The sequence below is a fragment of the Streptomyces apricus genome (assembly GCF_008369065.1).
Taxonomy (GTDB): domain Bacteria; phylum Actinomycetota; class Actinomycetes; order Streptomycetales; family Streptomycetaceae; genus Streptomyces; species Streptomyces apricus.
Genome location: NZ_VDFC01000065.1, coordinates 4,458 through 28,964, shown reverse-complemented (window position 1 = coordinate 28,964; position 24,507 = coordinate 4,458). Strand labels below are relative to the sequence as shown.

Genomic DNA, 24,507 nt, shown 5'->3' with positions numbered 1-24,507 from the left:
GGCCGGATCCGCCCCGGCCACGATGATCCGGAACGCGCCGGCCGGGTCCGCCTGCTCGCCCCGCTCCCCGAAGGCCAGCGGATAGTGGCTGTGCGCCCCGAACCCGACGTCGGCCAGCCAGTCGCCGCCGTCCACCGTCCTGACCCGCAGCGCGAGGTGGTCGTACGGGATCCCGAGCCGGTCCCCCTCCCCGTACACCCGGCCCGCGAGCAGGGTCACGTCGAAGCCCAGCGCCTTGAGCAGCGCGCCGAACGCCCCGTTCAGTTCGTAGCAGAACCCTCCCCGGCGGTCGCCCACCACCTTGTCCAGGAGCCGCTCCTCGTCCAGTGCGATCTCCTGCCCGAGGTGGATCGACAGGTTCTCGAACGGCACGGTCAGCAGGTGCCGCAGGTGCAGTTCGCGCAGTACGTCGGCGGTGGGCCAGGCGGGGTGGGTGACGCCGATCCGGCGGAGGTAGGCATCGACCTGTGCGGGTTTCATCCCCTCAGTCTCGCGTGACCAGCAGGCGATCGTCTCCTCCTCCCACCGCGACGGCCCCGTCCACATCGGTGCGCACCACCTGCGCACCCCCCGCTTCGAGTGCCGCCACCGTGCTCGGTGCGGGGTGCCCGTACGGGTTGCCGGCGCCGCAGGAGATGAGCGCGAGGCGCGGCGCCACCCGGCGTATGAGCTCCGGGTCCTGGTACGCCGACCCGTGGTGCCACGGGTTCCTTAGGGAACATCTACTCGCCTACCCTTGACGGCATGAAGGCCACCACCAGGGCCCGCAGGGTCGGCATCTACCTCAGGATCAGCGACGACCGCGAGGGCGCAGGGCTGGGCGTCGACCGCCAGTTGAAGGACTGCAAGCCCCTCGCCAAGCAGCTCGGCTGGAACGTCGTCGAGATCTATGACGACAACGACATGTCGGCCACCGATCGCCGGAAGAAGCGCAAGGGCTATCACCGGATGCTCGCCGACATCCAGAGCGGCCACATCGACGCCGTGATCGCCTGGCACCCGGACCGCCTGTACCGCCAGCCCCGGGAGCTGGAGGACCTCATGGACCTCCTGGACGACCCCGAGCTGAACGTGGAGCTGAGGACCGCCCGGACGGGCACCATCGACCTCTCCACCCCGGACGGCCGGATGCTGGCCCGTATCCAGGTGGCCGTGGCCAAGCGCGAGGTGGAGCACCGCCGGGAGCGCATCCTGAGCAAGGTCCAGGAGCTGGTGGAGGCCGGGGCCATCCACAACTCCGGTCACCGGGCCTTCGGCTATGACCGGCACTTCGACGGCACGGGCCCCCGCCGGAAGATCACCCACGAGACCGTCAACGAGCGCGAGGCCGCGTACATCAAGGACTGGGCGGACCGTGCCCTGGAGGGTGCGACCCTCTACTCCCTCGTGGTCGAGGCGAACGACAGCGGCATCCTGACGACGACGGGCGGCCCCTGGTCGTACCAGGGGATGCGGACCCTGCTGCGGTCCGGCAGGGTCGCCGGACTGAAGGAGCACCGGGGCGAGATCAAGGGTCCTGCCGTCTGGCCCGCGATCATCCCGGTGGAGAAGCACAAGGCCCTCCGGGCCCTGCTCGACACAAAGACCGAGGAGTACCGGGCGGAGCACGGGGAGCGGAAGACCACGGCCAGGAAGTACCCGCTCTCCGGCCTTCCGCGCTGCACGTGCAAGGTCCCGCACACCGTGGGCGTGCCCTGCACCTGCAAGGAAGAGGGGAAGCGGCACCACCGGATGAAGACCTCCCCGCGCGGCGACCGTCCCACCGGCGTGTACACCTGCGCCCGAGACGGCGGAGGCTGCGGAGCCCGGACCATCGACATCCCGCACTTCGAGAAGGCCATGGAGCAACTGCTCTTCGCTCAGCTCGAAGAGGTGGAGGCCGCGGTGGCCGAGGACCCCGACGACCCCCGGCCGGCTCTCGAAGAAAAGCTGGGGAAGCTGGAGCGCCGGAAGGCCGAACTCGAAGTGGAGCTGGACGAGGGCGACCGGTCCGTTCGGGAGATCACGGACGCCCTGACCCGCGTGAAGGGGAGGATCGCCACCGTCCAGGGGGAGCTGGCCGAGCAGTCCGTGAAGGCCAACGTCCTGGACATCAACGTGGAGGACCTGCGGAAGGCGTGGGAGGACTACTCGGTGGCCCGCAAGCAGGCGGTGTACCGGGGCCTGATCGAGGAGATCATCATCCACCCCGCGACTCGGCCCTTCAACGTTTTCAACCCCGCGCGGATCGAGATCAAGTGGAAGTGATCACTCGTCGTCGTTAGAGATGTAAAGGTCTCGATGTTCACGATGGTGACGTGCGTTGCGCAGCTCGCTGTCTGAGAGATGAACGCCTCGGGCGTTCGCTTCCTCTATGAGGCGCCAGAGCGGCGTGATGGCCACTTTGACCAGATGCGTAGATCGATTCGTGTTGGACCTCTTGGCTCCACCGCCAACCACCCAGAACTTGACGTCGCCCTGCGCGTCGCGCGTCTCGTCGACCTCGACGTTCAGTTCCAGTTCAATCGATTCATATCGGAAGTCGAGCCCGTCACGGAGGGGGATTTCTGTGACCGCCGCGTGGAGTTCCTCATACGCCGCCTGGATCGCTTCCTTGAGTCCTACCCGCTCCATGGAACCTCCATCTGGGAGTCGTCAGGTGTCCTGACGCGGTTGAACGACTCACCGGTTCCAGGGCGTTACTGCCCTTTGCTGGCTTATCCCGACGTCCTCTTCATCCATGTCAGGTGAAGTGATCAGACAAGATTACTGAAAATGGCGGCGATCATCAGGACGGCGAGGGCACACAAGACCCACTTGCTGATGAGGACGATAGTGGGACCTACGCCGCTGGAAGCAGGAGCGGTTTCCGTCAGCTCAGCGAGGATGTCGAGCGGAGGGCGAGGCTGGGCCGAACGTGCCGCCTCTCTGCGCTGGGCAGTCCTAATGGCTCGGCCTGTGGGTGCTGAACGGGGTGAAGGCGGCGGAAACCTGTGGCCAGTACGCAATGCCTCGGTCCTCACCTTCTCGTACTTGATCATTTTCTCGCGTGCAACGACCTCCAACTCCTTGCGCTTGTCGGCTTCGGCCTGCTTCGCCTTCGCGGCCTCTTCTGCCTGCTGAGCGCGCCGCTCCTCACGCTTCTGATGCACGATGAAGTCCCGCTCAAGACGCTCCTGAGACCACAGATCACCCTGAGGAGTCGCCTGCGGATAGGCGGCCTGCTCCGAGATGGGATCACCGTAAGCGGTGTCCGCGAAGGACCCGTACCCCATCATCTGGCCGTACTCGATGTCGCGTTGGAGCTGGATCTGGTCCTGGAGCCCTTGCATGTACAGCTCATCGTCCATGCCATGCTGCGGTCCGTAGGCGGACATTGCCGAGTCAATCTCGTGCTCGGGAACTTGGTCCCACCGCTCGAACTCCACCGCGTCTCCCTTGCTGGCGAAAACCCAGTGTTGACGGCGTCGCTTGATCACCTCAAGTGACAGTCCGTGTGTTCTGAGTCGCTAGCTTGATCAGTTCCCCCTTCGTGCGCCGGAGCATCTGCTCCTGGAGAACCGTGCGCTTCGGAGCCCTGGCCAGCTCCCGCTGGATCCAGGCGTCCGTCAGCTCCTTCTCCTGCTGGGCCTTCTCGGCGTCCCTGATCAGGCCCTTGACGAGCCTTTTCATGGCCGGGGAGGCGATGGTCCGGCCGTTCACGACAGGGCCGTACCGGACCCTCCTGCGGCCTCCAGGGGCCTTCGGGTCGAGGATCACGATCTTCATACGTACTCAACCCCGCAGGGCTGGTATCCGTCCGGGCCCATCTCGGGGCACAGCGGCTCCCCGTCCTCGTGGCTCCAGGAGGGACGCTTTCCCCACGCGGGGGTCCACGTGGAGGGCTCGACCTCCACGGCTGGCTCGCCACACGACGAGCACACGGGGCGGCTCACGACTGCTCCTCCACGTAGAACGACCAGTTGGGATGATCGGCCTTCGCCCGCTCCACGTGGGTGTCGGCGTACTCCTTGGTCGCGTCCACGACCTCGTACACCGCTCCCCCGCTGGGCTTGAACTCCGGCTCGTTGCTGAAGACCCGGATCGTGTACATCGGCTCGGCCATCAGCCCCCCAAGAGGTCGTGGCGGATCGAGGGCCAGTCAATGTCCTCGAAGTCGTTGGCGGAGATGCCGTCCCGCACCTGCGCGATGGTGTGGAGGTCCGTCCCGCTCAGGCCCTGCGGGGCGCCCCAGAGCAGGTGACGGACCCACTCCTTCAGAGCCTCGCCCGACGGATCCCCGGCGGCCTGGTTCCCGGCCTCGTGGACGAACGTCCCGTCGTTGGTCAGCCACGTGCTCACCAGGTGCGTGGCGTGGTCGTACGGCATCAGAGCGAACTCCCCATCCACTCCTGGCGGCTGTCGAACCGCAGACCCTCGCTCGTCTCGGCCTGCGTACGGGCGGTCTCGAAGACCTCCTGGGCCCGCTCGGGATCGACGCTGAGCAGCTGCATCCCGCTGTGCGGAGCGGCGTACGCCCACACCACGGCCGAGTGCCCGTCGTCGAGGGCGAGGAGACCGACCCGGTCCCCGCCGTTCGACTCGTAATACGCGCGCTGGGCCCATTCCAGATGGCTCATGGCGCCCCCTATCGGCTCGGGTTGAAGCAGGTCAGTTCGTTCGCGTGGCCGCAGTCGCGATAGATGCAGCACGCACACGCGCACTCAGGCACGTGGTATCCGTCGGTCGGACACTCGTACGTGAAGTCCTCGGAGTACGAACCGCCGAAGCCGTTGGCCGCCTCGTACGTCTCGGTCAGCCACGTGCTCGCGCACTGAACGCACGAGATGTACGGCGAATGCGAGGGCGCTACGTGCTGCACGCTCACCAGTCCCCGTCGAATACCTCGGGCTCGTCGTCGGCGATCATCGCCATCGACTGCTCCGGGAGAGACCCGGGCGGTATGTATCCGCACGAGCACCAGTCGCCCTCACACGTGCAACGGTCGGCGGTCATGATCACCCATCTTTTTAAATTCTTGAAAGGCCTTGAACGACGTCAGGCCCGCTCCGGAGACGAATCCAGAGCGGGCCCAGCGCGAGCACTCTACAGGGTTTCTTGATAGAGCTGAGACGCCCCAAGAATTCCTGAGGGAGCCTGTCGAGAATTTAAATTGAAGGACCGCGGGGCTCTCGCGAGAAGGCGTCCAGGGCGAGGCACCTCATGAACTCCCATCGCCGGGGATCCGAGGGGCTCAGAGCCAGCGCAGAGGCCGCTTCACGGTCCCCCTGGGCCCGGAGGTCCACGGCCCGCCGGGAGGCCCGCTGGAGGCCGCTCAGGGTCAGCTCGTACCCGTCGGGGGTCTCGATCAGACCGTGCCTCTCCAGGGCCTCCTGGCGGGAGAGGGTCATCGATCGGTGCGGGCCTGAGCGCGGGCGCCGTCCTCAGCAAGCTCGTCCACCAGGCCCTTCCACTCGGGAGGAAAGTCCGGGTGATTGACGTACGCCGCGAGGAGGGTGAGGGCCACGGGACTGCGTAGCTTCAGCGGAATACTCTCGATCGCGCCCATGACCAACTGCCGCACGATGGTGCGGGACCCCTCGTAGGCATCCCATGGAATCGTCAATACCCAGTCCAGAAGCTGGCGCTTCGCCTCCACGTCGGCGAGGACCCGGTCCCGCAGCCGGATCAGCTCTTCGTTCTTGCCGGGCTTCAGCGCGCGAGCTGCTGTCTCGTCCTCCCGAAACCGGGCCCGCAGGAAGACCACCATGACCTCGTCAACTTGCCCCATTACTCCCCCTCGTCCGTACGCGCTGGGCCCATCATCCACTCAACCCGCAGCACTCCGGCGCCCTTTGGCCCTTAGGTCACACCATCAGCTCCGCCGGGAGGGCTCCATACAGCGTCACGTACATGCGGCGGTCCCGACCGGAGACCTTCCAGTGCTCAGCCGTCTCCGGGTCCAGCGGACCGACCTCGCGAGCAGGTACGGGCTCCGGACGGGCGGCCATGGAGTCCCGGGCGATCCGGGCCCTCATGGCGGCGAGTTTCTCCTGAACGACCTCAGCATCCTTGGAGGCCGGCTGGGCCCTACGGGCCTCCGCCTGCTGCCGCACAAAGGCCGTCAGCGGGTCCTCGGACTCCATATGCTCGACCAGGCCGCCCGGGTCCTTCGGGGCGGCCTCCTCGCGGGCGAGCAGCCATTCGTGGAGCTTCATCTCGTCGCCCTCCTCCACCAGGACCCGCCACTCGGGGATGCAGTTGTCCGGGAGTGGGTTCTCCGCGAGGTATTCGTCCCGCCTCTTGTTCGCCGTGGAGAGCCGCCAGGCCAGGTATCCCGCCGGGGTCCCGCGACGGGCCGAGGTCCGCTGGACCTCCGCGTCCTTGCGGGCCCGCTCACGCCGGACGTTGTCCCGGTCCTCCACAGCCATGAACTCGTGCCCGCCCATGCTCAGCGTGTTGGCCCAGGTGATCTCGTAGACGAAGCTGCGGCCCTGGCGGACCTTGTTCACCAGGAGGGGCCACCCCATGAGCCGCTTCACAAGGGCCTGGGCTCCCCGCTTCGACAGACCGGTGAGGGCCTCGATGTCCTCCATGGCCAGGGTGACGTCCTCCAGCCCGCAGAGGAAGGCGAGGGACCAGGCCCGGCGCCCCAGGGGCTCGTACGCCACGTATGCGGGCTTCTCCCCCTCGTACTCGGCCCAGATGTCCAGGCCGGGGTCCAGCATCCGCAGGGTCTGCCCGGAAGCCGTGACAGCCCAGTTCGAGTCGTTCAGTCCGGCCAGGACCTCCAGGGTCTTGTCCAGAACCCTCTGAGCCCTCGCCGGGATACGCGCACCGACTACCGCATTACCCATTGAGACCTTCCCCTCCTTCAAGATCTTCTTGTCCAGGACCTCCTGGCCCTCAGGAGAGGAAGAAGGGGAGGGATAAGAAGGGGTACTGCGGTAGTCGTTGCGCGAATCGGAGTAGACCAGCTCCATGGAGTCGCGCTCCTCCGCGATGGGGGAAGAGGTGCCCCTCGTGACAGTCCAGAGGAACCCGGCTTCGGAGGTCTTCCCGTTGGGACCCACGATGGTCCGCAGGGTCTTGTCCGAGATCCCGGACCACCGGGCGAGCCCCCGGGTACCGGACACGTACGGGTGGACGATGACGGTCGCGGCGAGGGCCATCTCCTCCAGGACCTCCGAGCGACCAACGGAGCGCCGGGCGAGGTCCACGAGGTGCTTCGACTCGACAGGGTTGAAGACGCCCTTGTCGGGCTTCGAGTCCCCTCGGGATTCCTGGAGATCGATTCGACCGGAGGTGTCACGGTCGGTACAATGCGAGAACAACGTGGTTGCCCTTCGTTCGGTCATTCGGTGGGGGCAGCCGGTGCGGAGAGGGTCGCCACCTCCCGGACCAACAATTTAAATTGATGAGGCCCTCGGTTCCCGCCGGGGGCTTCGTCGCGTCTGGGGTTAGGGTACGAGCACGCGAGACGATTTCGCCACTCCCCGACACCTCTCCAACAATTCCTGTAGAGAATCCCCCAGGAATTCCTGTAGCGAAATTCCGAGTTGGATTCAGCGACATCATCGTGCTAAATTCGACGTGTCGCAAAACGCGAATGCAACATGACTCCTCTGGAGGCCTTACCCCGTACCCGGGGACGGTCTCCGGGTGCTCCTGACACCCGAGGAGCGTGTTATGTCGCAGGAAGTGGACCTGACGCGGTACACCCCCGCCGAGGCGGTGGTCGACGGTCGGATATCCGCCGTCCTGATCCCTGAGCGTCGTTGGTACAACGCTCTCCTTTCCGGCCAGGGCGACGAGCCCATCGAGCGCTGGAACGCGAAGGTCTTCCAGGACCTCGAATCCCCCACCGCGTCCGAGGACTGCTGGACCTGGACCGCGTCCCTGTCCAAGGACGGGTACGGCTCCTTCCGGCTCGGCGGCCAGAAGGCCCGCGCCCACCACGTCTTGTGGGCACTGGAGCACGGCAGCCCTCCGGCGTACGTCTACGTTTCGAACAGACTGGAGCGGGTCCACCTGGGCCACCTCTGTCACGACCGGGACGAGACCTGCCAGGGTGGCCCCTCGTGCCTGCACCGCGCGTGCGTGAACCCCGAGCACCTCGCCCTCCAGAGCCAGAGCACCAACGTCCGGGCGGGTCACGGCGGGGACTTCCACCGCCGTAAGGCCCAGTGCCCCTCCGGTCACGCGTATGCGGAGTTCGGCTTCTCATACACCGACCCCCACGGCACGACCCGGCGGTACTGCCGGGCCTGCCAGCACGGCCAGCGCGCCCCTCAGTTCGCGGGCTCCCGCAAGGGCTTGGAGGTGGCGGCATGAACACGATCAACCAGCTCAACGACGCGATCACCGCTCGCATCGCCCAGAACGCCGAGGCGGCCCTGAAGAAGGGCGTCCAGGCCGTCCCGAGCGGGGACGCCCGGATCGTCGAGGTGGGCACGGCGGCCGTATCCGAGCGGTGGCGCTGCATCCAGGACCACGGCTTCGGCCCCTGCGGCGAGCCCCTGCTCAACTCCGCCGAGGCGGCCCAGCTCCTGGGCGACCCCGACGACTCCGGCCTGGACGAGCCGGCCGAGGGCTGGCTCACGGTCGAGGACCTCGACCCCGCCCTCGGCTTCGTGAACACGGAGCTGTTCCACATGAGCCATATCTCCATGGCCTTCGAACTGAATGAGGGCCGATGAACGCCCGCTGGGTTCGAGAGCTGATCCACGACCAGGACCTGAAGCCCTCCGCCAAGATCGTCGGCATCTACATGGTTCTCCATCCTGATGCCCAGACCGCGAGCGAGATCGCCAAGGCCGTCGGTCTGCACCGGTCCACCGTCGGCGAGGCGCTCCTCCGCTTGGCCGAGGACGACTGGGTCTCCCGGAAGCACCACCTGTGGGTCTGTGAGGTCGGATGACCGCCTTCGTCCTTCTCCTCCACCTGATCGCTGTCCTGATCGTCCTCGGCCTGGCCGTCGCGATCATCCGCCGTATGCGGGGTGCTCGGTGACCCTGACGCTCACCGATCTGTTCTGCGGCGCCGGAGGCTCGTCCACCGGCGCCGCGCAGGTCCCGGGGGTTCAGGTGGCCTTCGCCGCGAACCATGCCCGGGACGCCATCGACAGCCACCAGGCCAACCACCCGGAGGCGGACCACGATCTTGCGGACATCTCCGAGGTCGAGCCGACCCGCTACCCCAAGACGGATCTCCTGTGGGCCAGCCCGGCCTGTACCGCGCACTCTTTCGCCTCCGGCAAGAAGCTGGGCCACGGCGAGTACGTGGACGGTGTACGGGCCACCAGCGGCATCGACGAGGCCGCGATCAAGTCCCGCGCAACCATGTGGGACTGCGTCCGATTCGCCGAGACCCACCAGTACCGGGCGATAATCGTGGAGAACGTCGTCGAGGTCATGCAGTGGGGTCCGCCCAAGAAGCCCGGGGCGGTCTTCAAGGCGTGGCTCGACAGCATGAGGGCCTGGGGGTACGAACACCGACTCGTCTTCCTGAACTCGATGTTCGCTCAGGCCCTCGGTGAGGGCGCTCCCCAGAGCCGTGACCGCTTCTACGCGATCTTCTGGAGGACCGGGGACCGGGCGCCGGACTTCGACAAGTGGCTCCGGCCCCAGGCCGAGTGCCCCCAGCACGGCCGTGTGCAGGTCGTCCAGCGCTTCAAGCGCCCGGACCGCCAGCACGGGAAGTTCCGCGCCCAGTACACCTACGCGTGCCCGTACACGACTTGTGAGTTACAGGCCCTGGAGCCCAAGGTCCGCTCGGCTGCCGAGGCCATCGACTGGACCCTCCCGGCCAAGACGCTCGGGGAGCGCAAGCGGCCCTTGGCGGAGTCGACGCTCCGCAGGATCAGGGCGGGCTACCAGCAGTTCGCCACCTCGGATCACCTCCTCGTCCCGGTCGAAGGACGTCAGGGCAAGGTGGCCCGCCCGGCGCATCTGCCGCTGAGGACCTGCACGACGCGCAACGAAACGGGCCTCGCCCTGCGAGAGCCGTACATGGTCGAGCTGAGAGGCGGCAACAGCTCCCACAGGTCCATCAAGGAGCCCCTCGCGGCCGTCTGCGCGGGAGGGAATCACCACGGCCTCGTCCAGGCCCCGGCGATGACGCTTCCGTACTACTCGGGCTCGAAGGCCCGCCCGGCCTCCGAGCCGCTCGGCACCGTCACGACGCTGGACCGTCATGCGGTCCTGCCTGGCGGGGAGATCGAGCACTTCGAGGATCTGCGGTTCCGGATGTTGGAGCCCTCGGAGTACGCCCGTGCGATGGCCCTGCCGGAGGGCTACGTCTTGACGCCCAAGTCGAAGCGCAACCGCGTGAAGCTGATCGGCAACGGCGTCACGCCCCCAGCTGCCCGGGACCTGGTCGCCATGGTGACCGAGGCCATCACCGGCGAGTCGATCGAACTGCCGGAGCCCGCCCCGTGCCCGGCCTGATGGCCCTGGCTGACGTCTTGAGCGAGCGCCCCGAGGAGCCGATGGGCCTCGGGGCGCTCCTCGGGCTCCTCGCCACCGAGCCGGCCGTCCTGGCCCAGACCCCCGCGATCCCGCCGGGGGCCACCCGGGGCGAGTACGCCCTCTTGATCCGCCTGCTCGTCCTGGAGGTACGACCGTGAACATCTACGAGTGCTTCGTCTGCTCCGACCCGTCCGAGACCCGTACGTGCGACAGGTGCCGCAACGGGATCCGCGGTGATCTCCTCCAACTCCCCGAGCTGTTCGTCCACCTGACGATGTCGCGTCAGCGCATCCAGGGCGGGGCCAGCAGTGGAAGGTCGGCGACGCGTCTGCACGCCCCTCTTCCGGGCCGGGACGACGTCTTGAACCTCCTCGGCCCGGCGAGCCGTCAGGCCGTCACTGACGCCGAGGACCAGACGGGCTCCGTGCCCTTCCTGGAGGTCCTCGCGGGCTGGTCCGAGGTCGTGACCGAGGAGCGGGGCCTGACGCCCGTCAGGAGGCACGTCAGCACCTTGACTGCCCGGCTGACGGCGCACCTCCCGTGGATCTGCGAGCAGTCCTGGGTGCGGGACTTCCAGGAGGAGATCAGGGACCTCGTCAGAACCACTCAGCGGATCTCGATGACGGCGCCGCGCAAGGAACTGCTGAGGGGCGTCACGTGCCCGTCATGCGGAGGGCTGACCCTGGTCCGGCACTTCCCGGGGGACTGGGCGGCCGAGTGCGCGCTCTGCCCGTCGGTCCGTATGGACGAGCGGGACTACCGGCTCTTGGTCGAGGCGCAGGCGCGTGATGCACATGACCGCGTCAACCCCTGACGCCCGTCAGCGATGACCGCTAATCTGTACACAGAAAGACAACCGAAGACCGCCAGCGGGAGCCGAGCCAGCCGCCAAGCATCAGCCCGGCTCCCTAAGCACGAGGAGATTCGACCTCCCCATGCCCACCGGGAAACCTACCCTGCCTGCTTCAACGCCCGCAGGGTCCACCGCCATGACGCCTCCTGACGGCGTCTACACCGACTCCCATCCGGACACCCAGAACGGCCTGGCCATCGGTGCCGCCGTGGTGACGATCCTGCTCACCGGCGCCGCCTTCTGGCTGTCGTACGAGCACCTCCACGACGTGGCAGCGGACAACGGCCTCTCCGACTCCACCCGCGCCTGGACCTGGCCGGCCACTGTGGACCTGTTCATCATCTCCGGCGAACTGCTCATCCTGCGCGCCAGCTTGATGCAGCGCGGTATGGACTGGTGGGCCGTCGCCCTCGCCGGTACCGGCTCGATCGGCAGCATCGCCCTGAACGTCGCCGGAGTGGGGACGGACGCGGGCCTCATGGAGTACGTCGTGGCCGCCGTGCCGCCGACTGCCGCCCTGCTGGCCTTCGGCGCCCTGATGCGCCAGGTCCACCAGGCTCTCCTGTCGCGTCAGCAGGCCGTCAGCGCTCCCGTCATCAGCACCGGGGCGACCATGGAGGCCCCGAACATCGCGAAGTCCGAGGAGGCCGCCCACAGCACTGTGGACGAGCCCGAGGAGCTGGAAAAGCCGGAGCCCGTCAAGGAGCCGGAGAAGCCGTCAGAGCCCCTGACGCAGCCGCAGCAGATCGACGCGGTGATCCGGGCTCTGTACGACGAGCTTGGGCAGCGCCGTCCCACGACAGCCCTCATGACTGACGCCCTGAAGAAGGCCGGACTGCCGTCATCTGACGGCACGGCCCGGGAGAGCCGGAAGAGGGTGGAGGCCGCCGAGCCCCGCCTGAAGACGCTGCCCTCCGCCCTCGCCGCCTGACGCGAGCCCTCACACCCACTTCGGGGGTGCGCTGTGCTCGCCGACGGCTGACGCACGCGCACCTCCGCACGCCCGGAGGTCGCTATGACCGAGAAGATCCCTGGTCCCCCCAACTACCCGTCGTGGACTCCGCCCGAGCCCGAGGTCCACATCCACCTCACCGCCGAAGAGCCCCAGGAGAGCCGCTGGGACCTCTCCTGGATCCAGCCCGGCAAGAACCTCGGCGCCATCGCGTGCGCCTGGGTCCCGGCGAACCTCTGGGCCGCCACGCTCCACGACGTCGACCGCGAGCAGGGGCCCGAGGGCGCCTGGGTCATGGGCGGGTTCCTCCTGGCCGTCGCCGTGATCCGGCTGGTCCAGAACCACCGCTTCCTCAACCGGACCGTCGTCTGGATCGCGGTTCCGGACGGTCGTGGACGTCATGACCGGCGGTGCCCGATGAACACCGCCACAACCGCGACGGTCAGCTTGGGCGGCCTCACGATCGGCTTGTCGATCATGGCCTGGCACCTCGCCCGCTGGTGGAAGACCGGGGGCGGAGGCCCGAAGGTCGGCCCGCCCGGAGGGGGCGGAGGAGGCGGGCGGGACCCGAAGGCACTGATCCCGTTCATGGCCTCGGTGGCCCTGGGGATGCTGTGCGTCACCGCTGCCGGAGGTCTCCTCGGCACCGGGGCCGTGATGCTCCTGGGCGGCGGCAACGTCCTGGGGGACTGGTCCTTGACGGCCGTCACCGGGACTGCGACGCCCAGCGTCACGAGGTCCGGCCAGAAGGCTCTGACGCCTGGCGGCTGTGCGGCCCTGGTGGTCTACATCGTCGTCCTCGCGGCCGTCTGGAAGAGCGGCGGGAAGATCTTCCACGGCAAGGTCGTCAGCGGCGTCATCTGCGGCGTGATGCTCGGCCTGTCGGCGGGCTTCTCTGGTGTGGCCGCTGCTGTCGTGGTCGGCGCCTTCAACCTCGCAGGCGACAAGGTCACGGGGGTCATGTGACCAGGCTCCGGAAGGGGGTCGAGCGCCTCGCCCAAGGAAGTTCGACCCTGACCCTCAACACGGCCCGGGGGATCGTCGCCTGGCTCAAGGCGGGCGAGAAGGCCTCGGATTTCCTGATCCGCCTGGCCTTCCTCGCCGTCCCCGTGGTGATCGGCTGGAGCTTCTTGGCGGCCTCCACGGCGGTGATGTGGCTCTTCGCCGTCGTCTGGTGCGTCGCGGCCTGGCGAGCGGCCCGGCCGGCTCAGGAAAAGTCCGAGGGCAAGGAGCCCGCCCTCCACCCCGACGACCTCACTGATGTGCTCTGGGAGTTGACCGGAAACCGCAAGGGCGTGCACCTCGCCCAGGTCGCCCGGCAGCTCACGAAGGAGACCCCAGGGAGGACCTGGTCGGTCAAGGACGTCCGCAAGCTCCTGGAGGCCGCGGGGATCCCCGTGCGCCACAGCGTCCGCGTGCCGGGCCTGGGGGTCGCCGTGGGGGTCCACCGCCAGGACATCCCCGGGAGCCCCTCCCCCGCCCCTCAGAGCCCCTCTCCGCAAGGTGTAGAGCCGCAGGTCAACCCGGCTACAGCTACAGCTACAGCTACTACGCCTTACGTCCGCGACCTCGGGGGAGGGGCCACGGCCACCTTCACCCCCGACCTCCAGCAGCCCAACCGGACGCACGTCAGCGTCACCCGAACCGAAGACTGAGGCACCCGATGGACTACGCAGCGATGTACCGCCAGGCCATGGCGGACGGTTCCACCGACTACGCCCACTCGATCGTCGTCTCGGCCAGTCAGGCCGCCGAGGCCGGGGCCCTGGAGCCCGATGAGCTGAGTGCCCTCGTCGAGGAGATCCAGGCAAACCCCTTCGCCTGAGCCCTGCAAGATCCCGGGGCGGTCGATCGCCGCCAAGCATCCCGACCGCCCCGGTCCCCATCCCCTTCACAGAGACAGGACCTTCAGCATGGGGATCTTCCGTGCATCCGTCGACCCTGACGAGCTGATAGCCAACACCCCTCCGGCCGTCCTGGAGCGGCACCGGACCGTGTACGACCCCGAGCGGGGCGGCCACTACCCGGAGCAGAAGACCCAGGGTTCCCAGAAGGAGGGTCAGAAGTGAGCACCGAGGACCAGTACGCCGCCGAGGAGGCGGTAATCGAGCGGGAGCTGACCGAGGCCCAGTTCCTGGAGTTCGACGACTACGTGGGTTTTCTCGCGCACTACGGGGCGAGGATCTGGGAGCTGGCCCGGCGCCACGACCATCCCGAGATCGCCCACCGTCATCTGATGAAGTACTCGGACGACTTCCTGGAGAGCTTCAACGAGGAGTGAGCCGACCACCGAGGACTTGACGGGATCAGCCCCACGGGGTTGGCCCCGTTGGCATGATCACTCCTATGAACGATGTGGTGGCAGCGGGACTTTTCGGAGTAGCAGGAGCTGTGCTGGGTGCTGGGCTCACGGTGGTGGGGGGCGTGGTGCAGTATCGAGGCCAGGGCAAGATGGCGAAGGCTGAGCGGCAGGACACACGGGGCAAAACAGCAGGTGAGAAGGCACTGAATGACCTGATCACTACACGTGACAAGTTGAAGGAATACCTGGCTGACCCCGATGGCGAACCCGATGCCTGGCGACAGGCCGGCGAAGCTCTGGTCAAGGTGGAGACGGCCGTTCTAACCATCCCGGACAGTGAAGTGCTACGTGTCCGAATGGATGAAATCTTCCTCCTCTATAACCTTCATTGGTGGCGCGGGGTGGCTAGAACACAGGCTCGGTATCAGTGGAAGCTCGATGCCGTGAAGGAGGGCATCCATCTACTCGCCGCGTACCTCCGTGATGATCCAGAACTGCCCGCCCCCTCCTCATGGCTAGTGGACGCACGGCGTCGCCGCACAGAAAGAACCTGACGGGATCAGCCCCATAGGTTGGATCACGTCGGCATGATGGCGCTGTGGATCAGGTGACGCTGGCCCTATGGGGGCTGAACAAGGACTACACCGTCGCCCTAGTGGGCCTGACGGGAACGCTCATTGGGGCCGTGGTGGCCTTCCTGACGATGCGGTACCAAGTGGACCGCCAGGAGAAGGAGAAGCAGCTCGACCACGCCACGAAGGAGTGCGGGCAGGCCCTACTGAAGCTGATGCGGCTCTTCAGGAAGCCGGAGATCCAGGTAACCAGTACAAGCGGTGTGACTCCCAACTGGGAGGATGAGATGACGGACCAAATGGACGTCCTGAAGCTCACCGCTCCGCTCTTCCAGCACAAGGAGCTGAGAGCGCGCCTCAACGCCACTGTCGATATTCTGACGAACTGGCACTATGTGACCTTTGATGGCCCAAATCGGGACGAATACGAAGAGTCGTCACCGGTGATCCGCCAGGTGCTCCAACACGCCATCGACTGTCTGGGAGCTGTCAGGCGCGGTGTACGCCAGCTCCCTGCGGAGACCAAAGTCTTCAGCACGGCCGCGAGCAACATCGACGGCTTCTGGGAGTGGCGCGAGGAAGAGCGTCCCGCATCATGATGATCGCCATGCAACCTGAAGTGCTCTCCGGTCTGATCGGTTTCGGCGGTGCTCTCGTCGGTGGCGCGGCGTCCTTTGGGGGCGTGTGGCTCACCCTGTCCCACCAGAGGAAGCTGGCCCGGGAGGCTCGCCTCGCGGAGATTGGCCAAGAAGCGGCGGACAAGGCACTGAACGAGCTGATCACGCTTGGCGAATTCCTGGAGTCCGTCAAGGGCCAAGTCGCGGCGATGCACACCGACGAGAGCGCCGAGTACCTGGACACCGTGTTCGGCCACATGGAGCGGGTCCAGAGGGCTGTGGCGCGTATCCCGGACCGGGAACTCCGCACACGCGTGAGGGACCTCCTGACCGTCATGCGGAAGTTCAGGGCCGCCGGCGTCCGGCACTTCTTCGCGGTGAGCTGGCTGGCGGAGCTGGCAGAGGAGCTGACAGAACTCCTGTCGGCCTACATCCGCACCGACCCCCTCCCACCCCTCTCCGAGCGGACGGGGTCGAAGCAGCAACGGGCCATCCAGCACGAGCTGGCCCAGAGACGCCGCTTCGAGCTGTTGCAGGGCCCCGATCCCGCTAACGTCGACCCACGCGAGGAGGACGCGACGGACAGCGAAGATCCGGCGTCATGACACGCGCGAGGAGGCGAGCTGGCCGTGTCCCGGACCCGCTCTGCCAGCGCTTCCGCCCCTCGAATTTCGGGCACACTCCCCACAGACCAACAGACAAAGCGGCACACTGATCCGATGGCATACGACCTCTCCAAGGGTGCGCCTGCACCCCAGCCCGAAGCACAGGTCTTCAAGGGCTACGTCGCGACGGTGACGCTCTACGCGGATCGCGCCGAGATCAAGCGCAAGCTCATGGGGAAGGTGACCGGTGCCAAGGACTCCGTGATCCCGCTCGGCAACGTCATCAAGGTGCAGTCCAAGGAGCCCACCCGCCTCGTGAACGGGTACGTGCAGCTCGCCACCGAGCAGGACCGCGGGCAGCTCCGGATCGCGACCGCCGAAGCGCAGAAGGCCATCGCGAACAACTCGCGCACCGTCCTCTTCACGTGGAACCAGCGGGAGACCTACGCCGCCTACCTGGCGGCAGTCACCGCCGGAGTCCAGGCGCAGGGCGGCAACCCGTTCGGATAGCACCCACGGCGCCGGAAGACCGGCCGGCCGGGCCGACCCAGAAGGACTTGACAGAAGCAGTCCCACGGGTTTGATCCCGTCGGCATGATGACCACCATGAACGGCTTCTGGGACAAGGTCATTTCGATGGAGTTCGGCATCGCGCTATTGGGTGCCCTAGTTGGTGGCGGCTTCACCATTCTCGGGTCATGGCTCCAGACCCGGAGCAGCAACAGGGCGGCCGAACTCGTCCAGGCCAAGGCGAACGCACAGCGCGCTTTCGAAGCCCTTACTCAGCTCAAGGTGCACCTGGAGATCCAGATATTCCGGGGCATGGGCACGAAGGAGACCCGGGCAGCTTGGAACCGGGAGCGCGAGATGCTGGTCACCACGGCCAATAGCACGATCATGCTGCTGCCGGATGAGCACAAGGACACCCGTCTTCACGTTCAAGGGCTGCTCCAGCAGATCAAGACCTGGTACGGGCTGCCCCCTTGGCCGGAATACAAGCTGGAGACCGGCCTCCTGTTGACCGAAGCTCTCAAGGTCATGAGCCTCTTCGTCCGTGGCTCGGACGCCCCAGCGCGACGGAACATGGCCGAGATCATCCAGCGGGAAATCGAGCGGGACAAGCGTGAGCGAGCACAGCGCGAGATGGAATCGCTCGAAGCGGAAGAGGAGGCTCAAGGGCTGGATCAGGAGGACTCTGAACGGCTCAACGAGCTGTACCGGTTCCTAGGCGTGGGCCAGTCGCGTCCCCAGCTGTCGACCGATGACGCGACAGGCCCATCGTGACGCCCGTCAGCGATGTGCTTGCGTTTTGAAACACTGGCCCGCATAATCGCGATCAGCAGGACCACTGTGTCCACGTGCAGGCCCCAACTCCTATAGAGGCCGGGGCCTTTTCGCGTTCTCGGGGGAGGCCGTCAGTGGAGGACGAGGTCTGGATGACGGTCAAGGAAGCGGCGCTCTTCGCGGGCGTCAGCGTTCAGACGGTCTACTCCTGGATTCGGCGCGGCCATCTGACGGTCGGCGGGCTCGACCATCGAAACCAGAAGCTCTTCCGCCACCTGGACGTCGCCAGGGCCGAGATGGCCACGAGGACCAAAGCCCAACGCATTTTGGTAGGCGTCGAGTGATCATCTAGTCGTCTGCTGCGTGGGCAAGTCCCAGCAGATACATGAACGCCTGACTTCGATGCTCCTCCAACTCCGTGAACGTCTCGTTCAGGTCCGCACCGAAGAAACCCTGCCAGGCGGCCAAGCACATCTCCAGCGACGCCATGACGACCATGAGGGCAGTCATGACCGTAGCGGCTTCTCCGACAAGAGCGCCGTCAGTTTCATCCGCACCCCTGCGAGTGCTGCCAGTCATCCAAGGCCGACCATGGGCAGCACCCGACAAAATCGCGTAGGGCATAGGAACCCACGAAGGCAAAGCAGCCTTAGCCCGATCCGTGATCTTGTAGTCGAGACTTGAGACTTCGCCGTCGACCTCGTACCCCGTGATCCGCCCCTGCGCATTCGAGCGCTCGGACACGTTGGCGTCAGCGAGCGCCTGCGTCACGTACGCGTCCAAGTCGGCCGCTTCCGCCTCCTGTTCGGCACCGAAGACGCGTGCCGCCTGCGTCGAGTGCTGAACGTCCTTACGCCACAATCCGGCGCACCGAGCGAGCCTGAGGCCACAGGAGATCGAGGGCTCGATCAGGTACTGCAGGAAGAGGCAGCTCTCCAAGACGGCACGTGCCGAAACAAGCGGAGACCACACAGGCGGTGGCTTTCGAGTGATGTCGTGCTCCAACGCCCGCACATGGTCAAGCGCCGTACTCCAAGAGAGGCCGGCGATGTCGAGCAACATCGCATAGAGCGATCCGCGTGCGGAACCGACCGGATCCGCAACAGCCTCATTGCACGCAGTGTCCGCCACGAACGGGGATCCGGCCGCTGGCTCCCAGCCGTCCGAAAACGCGTTCTCGACCAGTTCACGGTAGTGCCTCAACGCTGCAGCAGCCTGGGCGGCGAACTCGTCATTGATCGGAACCACGAAGGGGCGAACGGTCTCCTCTTCGAGCATCTCGTCATCAGTCACGCTCCAAGCGTATGTACTACAGCACTGTGGCACTCATGATTTTCTTAGCGCTCCGAGCCGTCCCAGCGCACGCCATGACGCCACCAGCGCCACCACCATCCGGGCCGCAGACCGTGCCATGCCCGCCTGATGACGTTCATGCTACAAAAGTCGTAGCGCCCCCCGTGCGCCTCAACTTGGCGCAGATGTTCAAACTGGGGCTTGTGCGGTATATCCGGGTGGGATGAGTCTCTCACCTCATACCAAGCGTTCCTAACGGGCCACCGCGCCATATGGTGACGCATTCCGAGAACCCATTGCTTCCAGGTCTCATCGGACACCGCCCCCCGCCTGCGAAGCTCGCATTCATCCTCACTCAAACGAAGATAGAGCAAGCACAATTTCCGAATTTCTTCGTCAGTGAGCAACTCGCCAAGGATCGCATCTTCCGGTCGCGGCGACATCCGGTCAACCAGTGCGCCAGACGGAAACTCATACATAATCGCCCAATAATGCTGCAGATAGAACAGCTCCGACTGCCGAACAGCTTCACGACGACCCTCGACACTGCGATGCATGATGCCGCCGATGAAGACAACGAACGCGATGATCGCGCCGAGAAGCGCGTAGTCCATTTGATCACCCCGCCAGGGCCCGGTGAGGCCAGTTTCTCGCGCTACACCGAAAGCTGCCACTCGAACCTCGAAACTCCCGCCAGAGCAACCGTCGACAACAGGTCACGGCGAAAGCCTTGCAAGCTGCGGCCACCACATCGAGTGCTCTACGAGAAGACCACGGATGGTCGGAATGTTGTTGCGTATAAAACGGCAGTAGTCACGCCAATCCTCGAACGACTCGGTCTCCGGAATTCGGCGGGTCGCCACTAATCCTGTTTCCAGGACATCCGCCAGGGCCTCGGCAATCAGCAGGACACGTTCCCGCTCAACCTCACCAGTCGGGCACGGCGCATCCTCATAGAAGTACTTCCGCATTCTGGATACTCCAGCATTTTGAAGTAGATTTCTCTCACGTTGTTCAGGCATAGATCCACCGCGTTTGTGCCGTTCAGATTATTCGCCATGCGAACCTGTTCCGTCATCGCTCGCGTCTGAATGGCGACGAAGACCAACGAGGCGATCAGACCAAGTAACCCTGTAATCGCCGTGATCGTGGCTAACATGGTTCCCCCTCCGTCAGCGGACATGAAGCATTCCTTTCCGGAACGTTCCTGCATCTCCACAACGGCCGTCAGTTCCTGACCGGTCACCCGTCACTCCACACGCGTGAGGGGGTGACCCGGCCATGACCCGAACCTTCTCCGACGAGGACGCGGACCGCCTCCGTCAGCTCCACGCTGACGGCGTCAGCCGCAACGAGATCGCCTGTCAGACGGGATGGTCCGTCGGCACCATCACGAACCACGCCCGACGCCTCGGACTCTCCTTCGACCGGGAGGCCGTCAGGGCTGCGACTGACGCCCGTCAGGCCGATCTGACGGCTCTGCGTCAGCGGGAGATCGAAGGCGCCCTGGAGCTGGCCCAGGAGGCCCGGGAGCGGGCTCTGACCCGGTACGAGCTGACGGGCTTCGACCACCTCGGCAACATCGTCACCCGCACCGTCAGGCGCCCGCCGGCCCGGGAGTTCAAGGACTTCACCACGGCGCATTCCAGCGCGATGAGCACCGTCCTGAAGCTCCACCAGGTCGACGCCGGAGACGCGGGACGGGAGAACGCCAAGGGCCTGCTGAAGACCCTCGGGGAGGCCATGACGACGGCTGCCCGGGAGCTTGGGGGCGACGATGCCGACGAGTACGGCTCGTAGCACCCAGTTCCTCCTGGAGCGCTTCTCCCCGAAGCAGATCCTGAGCTTCTACGCCGCGAACCGGAGGATCAACCTCTGGGAGGGCGCGGTCTCCTCGGGCAAGACGATCGCCTCCTTGTGGGCCTGGCTAACGTTCGTGGAGAGCGCCTCCACGTCCGGTGAGCTGGTGATGATCGGCAAGACGAGGGACGCGGTGTACCGCAACGCCCTTCAGCCGCTCATGAACTACGAGATCTTCGAGGACCTCTCCCTCCAGGTCGACTACAACCCGGGAGCGCCTACCGCCCGGATCTTCGGGCGTCTCGTCCACGTCATAGGCGCGAACGACGTCAAGAGCGAGAACAAGATCCGCGGCATGACGTGCGTCGGCGCGTACGTGGACGAGGCAACCCTTCTCCCGGAGACCTTCTGGGACATGCTCCGGACCCGCATGAGGGCCCCCGGAGCCCGGATCTTCGCCACGACCAACCCGGACTCGCCGACGCACTGGCTCCGGGAGAAGTTCATCGACAAGCCCGAAGTCCGGCGCTCCATGAAGGTCTTCTCCTTCGAGCTGGACGACAACATCCACCTGACGGCGGACTACGTCGAAGAGACCAAGCGGATGTACTCGGGCCTGTTCTACAGGCGGTTCATCCTCGGCGAGTGGTGTGCGGCAGAGGGCGCGGTCTTCGACATGTTCGACCGCTCCCGGCACGTCGTGGACATCCTGCCGCCGATCACGCGGTGGCTGTCCCTCGGCATCGACTACGGCACTTCGAACCCGACGCACGCCGTGCTCCTCGGCATGGGCAGCGACGGATGCCTCTACGCGGCGGCGGACTGGCGGTACGACGGGCGCAAGGCCCAGCGCCAGATCACCGACCTGGAGACCTCTGAGCGTCTGCGGGAGTGGCTGGGTTCCGTACGGCCTCCGGGGACTCGGGAGCGCGGCATACGGCCCGGCATGGTCGCCGTCGACCCTTCCGCGGCCTCGTTCCACGCACAGCTCCGCAGGGACGGGCTGGCCCCGCGGCCGGCCCACAACAAGGTCCTGAGCGGCGTCCGCATCCTCATGGCGCTGTTCGCCGCCGACAAACTCCGCGTCCACAGCTCGTGCAAGGAGCTGCTGAAGGAGATCGACGGCTACGTCTGGGACCCCAAGGCCACCGAGCGCGGCGAGGACGCCCCGCTCAAGCAGAACGACCACGGCGTGGACGCCCTGCGCTACGCCGTGAAGACCACTCAGCACATCTGGCGCCCCCAGATCGACATCCCGCTCTCGCAGGCAGACCGCGAGGACGAACGAACCGCCTAAGGGGGTCTGAGATGGGCACCCCATGGCCTCCCCCCGACCTCGCCGACGTCTTCGCCCAGCAGAAGGTCTGGAGCGCCTGGTACGCCGGGCTCCCCGAGGGTCTGACGGACGCGTACCGCAACGCTCCGAACGACAGGCCCGCCACGCGCCGGAGGAGCTTCCTGGCCCGTCTGGGGCGTTGGTTCTGGGGACAGCCCACGCCGGAGGGCGAGCGGCCTTCGAAGATCCACGTGCCCCTCGCCGGGGCCATCGCGGCCACCAGCGCGAACCTGCTCTTCGGATCCCCGCTGAACCTGACAGTGAACGACGAGGCGACCCAGGAGCGGCTGGACCAGCTCGCCGACGACACGACGTACGCCGTGCTGCGGGAAGCCGCCGAGATCTCGGCGGCCCTCGGAGGGGTCTATCTCCGTGTGGTCTGGGACCAGAGCATCCAGGACAAGCCCTGGCTGGTTGCGGCCTCCCCCGACATCGCCATCCCGGAGTGGAAGTGGGGCCGGCTGAGCGCCGTCACGTTCTGGGACGTGATCCGCGAGGACGCCAACACCGTTGTACGGCAGCTCGAACGGCACGAGCCGGGCTGGATCAGGCACTCGGTGTGGGTCGGCTCGGCCGACGAGCTGGGTGTCCAGGTTCCGCTGACGGACTTCCCGGAGACAGCAGGTCTCGCGGACCTCGTGATCGACGGGGACGGCGTCCCAACCGGAACCCTCAAGCTCACCGCTCAGTACATCCCGAACCTCAGGCCGAACAAGCTCTGGCGCCACCTGCCCGCAGCCGCCAACCTCGGCCGCTCGGACTTCTCCGGCGTCGAAGTGCTCATGGACGCCTTGGACGAGGCGTACAGCGACTGGATGCGCGATCTGCGCCTCGGCAAGGCTCGACTCCTGCTCGATGCCTCCGTTCTGGAGAGCCTCGGTACGGGCGAAGGCGCTCAGTTCGACCTCGACCGCGAGTTGTTCGTGCCGCTCAATCTCGGTGTTGCCGAGGAGAAGGGCTCGGCAATCGAGCAGGTCCAGTTCGCCATCCGCACGGAGGAGCATCGCGTCCTCTGCGCCGAGTTGGCGGAGCGGATCATCCTCGGCGCCGGGTACAGCCTCCAGACGTTCGGCGTCACCGGAGAGAGCAGCGGCAACCCCACGGCGACGGAGATCGCGGCCCGGGAGCGTCAGTCCCTCACGACCCGGGCGAACAAGACCAGTTACTGGCGGCCTGCCCTGGCCCATCTCTTCGGCGTACTGCTGGAGATCGACCAAGCCGTGTTCGGGTCCTCGGTCATCCCGCAGATCCCCGACGTGGAGTTCCCCGACCTCGTCACGCCCGACCCGGGCGAGACCGCGCGTCAGCTCAACGATCTGAACGCCGCTGGGGCCATCTCCACGTATGAAAAGGTCCGGCGCCTCAACCCCGACTGGCGGGATGAGCAGGTCCTCGAAGAGGTCGCGCGCATCAGTTCGGAGAGGGCGTCAACTCAAAGTCCCTCTCAGGAAAGCGATTCGGGTCGAGGACGCAAATCGCTCCCATCACCATCAGGTGATGGGAGCGATTCCTAGTACTGAAGGTCATGTGGCGCCTGGGGGTAACTCCACATACCCCTAAGTACTCAGTGGTGGTCGATCAGCCGCACCGCCAAGGTCCACAGGGCACGAGCACCCAATGCGATACCGAGTCGCTTCGTCAGATCTCGAAACAAGCCCTTCTTGCTGGGGGCAGGTTCTTTTTCCACCATGCACCTCATCTCATCTTGTTGGACTGGGTCACCGGGCATCCGGCGACCCCCAGGACGGCGGATCAACCAGGCAACCCAGCCCAGCCCACTGATGAGGTAAGGCCATCCCAAAGTAGGGAACGCCCCTGTCTTCGGTAAGGGCGCACTGGGCGTGTAAGAGGCGCTCACGAATCACTCGGGGAGAAGCTCTTCACCTCCGCGCGCCCCACAGCTTTCAGCCCGCATGGGCACCCCCACCCGACAAGGGAGAACACGATCATGGCGACACCCGCAGAGCCCGGCACGGGCGCGGAGAACACTGGCACTCCCCCGGAGGGCACCACGCCTCCCGAGGGCACGTCCCCACCCGAGTCCGGCAAGGACGACAAGGGCACCAAGAGCGCCGCGACGAACTGGCAGGCCGAGGCCGAGAAGTGGAAGGCCCAGGCCCGCAAGCACGAGGACCGCTCGAAGAACACGACCACCGAACTCCAGCGTCAGTCCGCCCTGCTGGCCCAGTTGGCCGAGAAGGCGGGCATCGCGCTCGACGACGGCAAGGCCGATCCCGAGAAGCTCGCGCAGCAGCTCACCGCCACGCAGGGCAAAGCCCGGCAGAGCGCGGTGGAACTGGCCGTGTACCGCGCGGCCACCAAGCACAGCGCGGACCCGGATGCCCTGCTCGACAGCCGGGGCTTCCTCAAGCAGGTCGACGACCTGGACCCGGACGCCGACGACTTCGCCACGAAGGTCGGCGACGCGATCAAGGCGGCGGTCGAGTCAAACCCGAAGCTCAAGAC

The 24,507-nt window shown here is 66.2% G+C and carries 35 protein-coding genes and 2 pseudogenes; 23 read left to right on the top strand and 14 right to left on the bottom strand.

All coding sequences use genetic code 11. From position 1 onward, the window contains the following. Both FGF04_RS33205 and FGF04_RS42165 read right to left on the bottom strand, forming a co-directional pair. Positions 1-480 (bottom strand): arylamine N-acetyltransferase family protein (locus FGF04_RS33205; protein WP_149515105.1); only part of this gene is annotated, 480 nt, incomplete at its 3' end. A gap of 4 nt (positions 481-484) precedes the next feature. Next, positions 485-700, bottom strand: a pseudogene (locus FGF04_RS42165) (hypothetical protein); the annotation flags it as partial. 44 nt (positions 701-744) lie between these two features. On the opposite strand from FGF04_RS42165, the gene FGF04_RS33195 reads away from it, so the two are divergent. Next, positions 745-2,247: a recombinase family protein gene (locus tag FGF04_RS33195; protein WP_149515104.1), complete on the top strand. Its 1,503-nt coding sequence runs from the start codon at positions 745-747 to the stop codon at positions 2,245-2,247. Here FGF04_RS33195 and FGF04_RS33190 read toward each other — a convergent pair whose 3' ends face one another. From FGF04_RS33190 to FGF04_RS33160, 9 genes are all read right to left on the bottom strand, one after another. Beyond that, positions 2,248-2,613, bottom strand: coding sequence for a trypco2 family protein (locus tag FGF04_RS33190; RefSeq protein ID WP_149515103.1), 366 nt, complete (start codon positions 2,611-2,613; stop codon positions 2,248-2,250). 122 nt (positions 2,614-2,735) lie between these two features. Beyond that, positions 2,736-3,458 (bottom strand): hypothetical protein, encoded by a 723-nt coding sequence (locus FGF04_RS33185; protein WP_188114340.1) that lies wholly within the window; start codon positions 3,456-3,458, stop codon positions 2,736-2,738. A gap of 1 nt (position 3,459) precedes the next feature. Continuing rightward, on the bottom strand, positions 3,460-3,747 hold the full coding sequence (locus FGF04_RS33180; protein ID WP_149515101.1) for a hypothetical protein: 288 nt from the start codon (positions 3,745-3,747) through the stop codon (positions 3,460-3,462). Between the two features lie 163 nt (positions 3,748-3,910). Then, positions 3,911-4,084 carry a hypothetical protein gene (locus FGF04_RS40360; protein WP_188114339.1) on the bottom strand — a complete coding sequence of 58 codons (174 nt, stop codon included), beginning with the start codon at positions 4,082-4,084 and terminating at the stop codon, positions 3,911-3,913. Beyond that, positions 4,084-4,347: a hypothetical protein gene (locus tag FGF04_RS33175; protein WP_149515100.1), complete on the bottom strand. Its 264-nt coding sequence runs from the start codon at positions 4,345-4,347 to the stop codon at positions 4,084-4,086. The genes FGF04_RS40360 and FGF04_RS33175 overlap by 1 nt, the downstream gene beginning before the upstream one ends. Further along, positions 4,347-4,598: a hypothetical protein gene (locus FGF04_RS33170; RefSeq protein WP_149515099.1), complete on the bottom strand. Its 252-nt coding sequence runs from the start codon at positions 4,596-4,598 to the stop codon at positions 4,347-4,349. Before FGF04_RS33170 ends, FGF04_RS33175 begins: the two co-directional genes overlap by 1 nt. A 244-nt stretch (positions 4,599-4,842) precedes the next feature. Beyond that, positions 4,843-4,974, bottom strand: coding sequence for a hypothetical protein (locus FGF04_RS41735; protein ID WP_268893795.1), 132 nt, complete (start codon positions 4,972-4,974; stop codon positions 4,843-4,845). A gap of 391 nt (positions 4,975-5,365) precedes the next feature. Then, the gene (locus FGF04_RS33165) at positions 5,366-5,749 is read right to left on the bottom strand and encodes a DUF6221 family protein (protein ID WP_149515098.1); all 384 of its coding nucleotides are present in this window, start codon (positions 5,747-5,749) and stop codon (positions 5,366-5,368) included. 76 nt (positions 5,750-5,825) lie between these two features. Beyond that, positions 5,826-7,292 (bottom strand): hypothetical protein, encoded by a 1,467-nt coding sequence (locus tag FGF04_RS33160; RefSeq protein ID WP_149515097.1) that lies wholly within the window; start codon positions 7,290-7,292, stop codon positions 5,826-5,828. A gap of 355 nt (positions 7,293-7,647) precedes the next feature. On the opposite strand from FGF04_RS33160, the gene FGF04_RS33155 reads away from it, so the two are divergent. From FGF04_RS33155 to FGF04_RS33085, 18 genes are all read left to right on the top strand, one after another. Next, positions 7,648-8,292 (top strand): hypothetical protein, encoded by a 645-nt coding sequence (locus FGF04_RS33155; RefSeq protein ID WP_149515096.1) that lies wholly within the window; start codon positions 7,648-7,650, stop codon positions 8,290-8,292. Then, positions 8,289-8,657, top strand: coding sequence for a hypothetical protein (locus FGF04_RS33150; RefSeq protein WP_149515095.1), 369 nt, complete (start codon positions 8,289-8,291; stop codon positions 8,655-8,657). Before FGF04_RS33155 ends, FGF04_RS33150 begins: the two co-directional genes overlap by 4 nt. Next, positions 8,654-8,878, top strand: coding sequence for a helix-turn-helix domain-containing protein (locus FGF04_RS33145; RefSeq protein ID WP_149515094.1), 225 nt, complete (start codon positions 8,654-8,656; stop codon positions 8,876-8,878). Before FGF04_RS33150 ends, FGF04_RS33145 begins: the two co-directional genes overlap by 4 nt. 88 nt (positions 8,879-8,966) lie before the next feature. Then, positions 8,967-10,406: a DNA cytosine methyltransferase gene (locus FGF04_RS33140; RefSeq protein WP_188114338.1), complete on the top strand. Its 1,440-nt coding sequence runs from the start codon at positions 8,967-8,969 to the stop codon at positions 10,404-10,406. Positions 10,407-10,423: 17 nt separating this feature from the next. Further along, a complete protein-coding gene (locus FGF04_RS40355) occupies positions 10,424-10,585 on the top strand; it encodes a hypothetical protein (RefSeq protein ID WP_188114337.1) in 162 nt (53 codons plus the stop codon). Then, positions 10,582-11,241 carry a hypothetical protein gene (locus FGF04_RS33135; RefSeq protein WP_149515092.1) on the top strand — a complete coding sequence of 220 codons (660 nt, stop codon included), beginning with the start codon at positions 10,582-10,584 and terminating at the stop codon, positions 11,239-11,241. The genes FGF04_RS40355 and FGF04_RS33135 overlap by 4 nt, the downstream gene beginning before the upstream one ends. A gap of 175 nt (positions 11,242-11,416) precedes the next feature. Next, a complete protein-coding gene (locus FGF04_RS33130; protein WP_149515091.1) occupies positions 11,417-12,211 on the top strand; it encodes a DUF2637 domain-containing protein in 795 nt (264 codons plus the stop codon). 84 nt (positions 12,212-12,295) lie between these two features. After that, positions 12,296-13,198: a hypothetical protein gene (locus FGF04_RS33125; RefSeq protein ID WP_149515090.1), complete on the top strand. Its 903-nt coding sequence runs from the start codon at positions 12,296-12,298 to the stop codon at positions 13,196-13,198. Beyond that, positions 13,195-13,887 (top strand): hypothetical protein, encoded by a 693-nt coding sequence (locus tag FGF04_RS33120; RefSeq protein WP_149515089.1) that lies wholly within the window; start codon positions 13,195-13,197, stop codon positions 13,885-13,887. The genes FGF04_RS33125 and FGF04_RS33120 overlap by 4 nt, the downstream gene beginning before the upstream one ends. Positions 13,888-13,895: 8 nt before the next feature. Next, on the top strand, positions 13,896-14,057 hold the full coding sequence (locus FGF04_RS40350) for a hypothetical protein (RefSeq protein ID WP_188114336.1): 162 nt from the start codon (positions 13,896-13,898) through the stop codon (positions 14,055-14,057). Positions 14,058-14,145: 88 nt separating this feature from the next. Next, on the top strand, positions 14,146-14,301 hold the full coding sequence (locus FGF04_RS40345; protein WP_188114335.1) for a hypothetical protein: 156 nt from the start codon (positions 14,146-14,148) through the stop codon (positions 14,299-14,301). Further along, on the top strand, positions 14,298-14,513 hold the full coding sequence (locus FGF04_RS33115; protein ID WP_149515088.1) for a hypothetical protein: 216 nt from the start codon (positions 14,298-14,300) through the stop codon (positions 14,511-14,513). Before FGF04_RS40345 ends, FGF04_RS33115 begins: the two co-directional genes overlap by 4 nt. A 65-nt stretch (positions 14,514-14,578) precedes the next feature. Next, positions 14,579-15,088 carry a hypothetical protein gene (locus tag FGF04_RS33110; protein ID WP_149515087.1) on the top strand — a complete coding sequence of 170 codons (510 nt, stop codon included), beginning with the start codon at positions 14,579-14,581 and terminating at the stop codon, positions 15,086-15,088. A gap of 44 nt (positions 15,089-15,132) precedes the next feature. Beyond that, positions 15,133-15,705 (top strand): hypothetical protein, encoded by a 573-nt coding sequence (locus FGF04_RS33105; RefSeq protein WP_149515086.1) that lies wholly within the window; start codon positions 15,133-15,135, stop codon positions 15,703-15,705. Between the two features lie 8 nt (positions 15,706-15,713). Beyond that, a complete protein-coding gene (locus tag FGF04_RS33100) occupies positions 15,714-16,328 on the top strand; it encodes a hypothetical protein (RefSeq protein ID WP_235882622.1) in 615 nt (204 codons plus the stop codon). 114 nt (positions 16,329-16,442) lie between these two features. Next, positions 16,443-16,838: a hypothetical protein gene (locus tag FGF04_RS33095; protein ID WP_149515084.1), complete on the top strand. Its 396-nt coding sequence runs from the start codon at positions 16,443-16,445 to the stop codon at positions 16,836-16,838. A 96-nt stretch (positions 16,839-16,934) separates the two neighbouring features. Continuing rightward, positions 16,935-17,612, top strand: coding sequence for a hypothetical protein (locus FGF04_RS33090; protein ID WP_223146427.1), 678 nt, complete (start codon positions 16,935-16,937; stop codon positions 17,610-17,612). Between the two features lie 134 nt (positions 17,613-17,746). After that, positions 17,747-17,956 (top strand): helix-turn-helix domain-containing protein, encoded by a 210-nt coding sequence (locus tag FGF04_RS33085; RefSeq protein WP_223146426.1) that lies wholly within the window; start codon positions 17,747-17,749, stop codon positions 17,954-17,956. A gap of 4 nt (positions 17,957-17,960) precedes the next feature. Here FGF04_RS33085 and FGF04_RS33080 read toward each other — a convergent pair whose 3' ends face one another. The 3 genes from FGF04_RS33080 to FGF04_RS33070 all read right to left on the bottom strand — a co-directional run bounded on the left by FGF04_RS33080 (position 17,961) and on the right by FGF04_RS33070 (position 20,151). Beyond that, the gene (locus FGF04_RS33080) at positions 17,961-18,905 is read right to left on the bottom strand and encodes a hypothetical protein (protein WP_149515082.1); all 945 of its coding nucleotides are present in this window, start codon (positions 18,903-18,905) and stop codon (positions 17,961-17,963) included. A gap of 44 nt (positions 18,906-18,949) precedes the next feature. Continuing rightward, positions 18,950-19,519: a hypothetical protein gene (locus FGF04_RS33075; protein ID WP_149515081.1), complete on the bottom strand. Its 570-nt coding sequence runs from the start codon at positions 19,517-19,519 to the stop codon at positions 18,950-18,952. 287 nt (positions 19,520-19,806) lie between these two features. Beyond that, positions 19,807-20,151 (bottom strand): hypothetical protein, encoded by a 345-nt coding sequence (locus FGF04_RS33070; protein ID WP_149515080.1) that lies wholly within the window; start codon positions 20,149-20,151, stop codon positions 19,807-19,809. 35 nt (positions 20,152-20,186) lie between these two features. On the opposite strand from FGF04_RS33070, the gene FGF04_RS33065 reads away from it, so the two are divergent. The 4 genes and pseudogenes from FGF04_RS33065 to FGF04_RS40340 all read left to right on the top strand — a co-directional run. Then, positions 20,187-20,705: a hypothetical protein gene (locus FGF04_RS33065; protein ID WP_149515079.1), complete on the top strand. Its 519-nt coding sequence runs from the start codon at positions 20,187-20,189 to the stop codon at positions 20,703-20,705. Then, positions 20,683-22,002, top strand: coding sequence for a PBSX family phage terminase large subunit (locus FGF04_RS33060; protein WP_149515078.1), 1,320 nt, complete (start codon positions 20,683-20,685; stop codon positions 22,000-22,002). Before FGF04_RS33065 ends, FGF04_RS33060 begins: the two co-directional genes overlap by 23 nt. 11 nt (positions 22,003-22,013) lie before the next feature. Continuing rightward, positions 22,014-23,555, top strand: coding sequence for a phage portal protein (locus FGF04_RS33055; RefSeq protein ID WP_149515077.1), 1,542 nt, complete (start codon positions 22,014-22,016; stop codon positions 23,553-23,555). 434 nt (positions 23,556-23,989) lie between these two features. Then, a pseudogene (locus FGF04_RS40340) lies at positions 23,990-24,507 on the top strand (hypothetical protein); the annotation flags it as partial.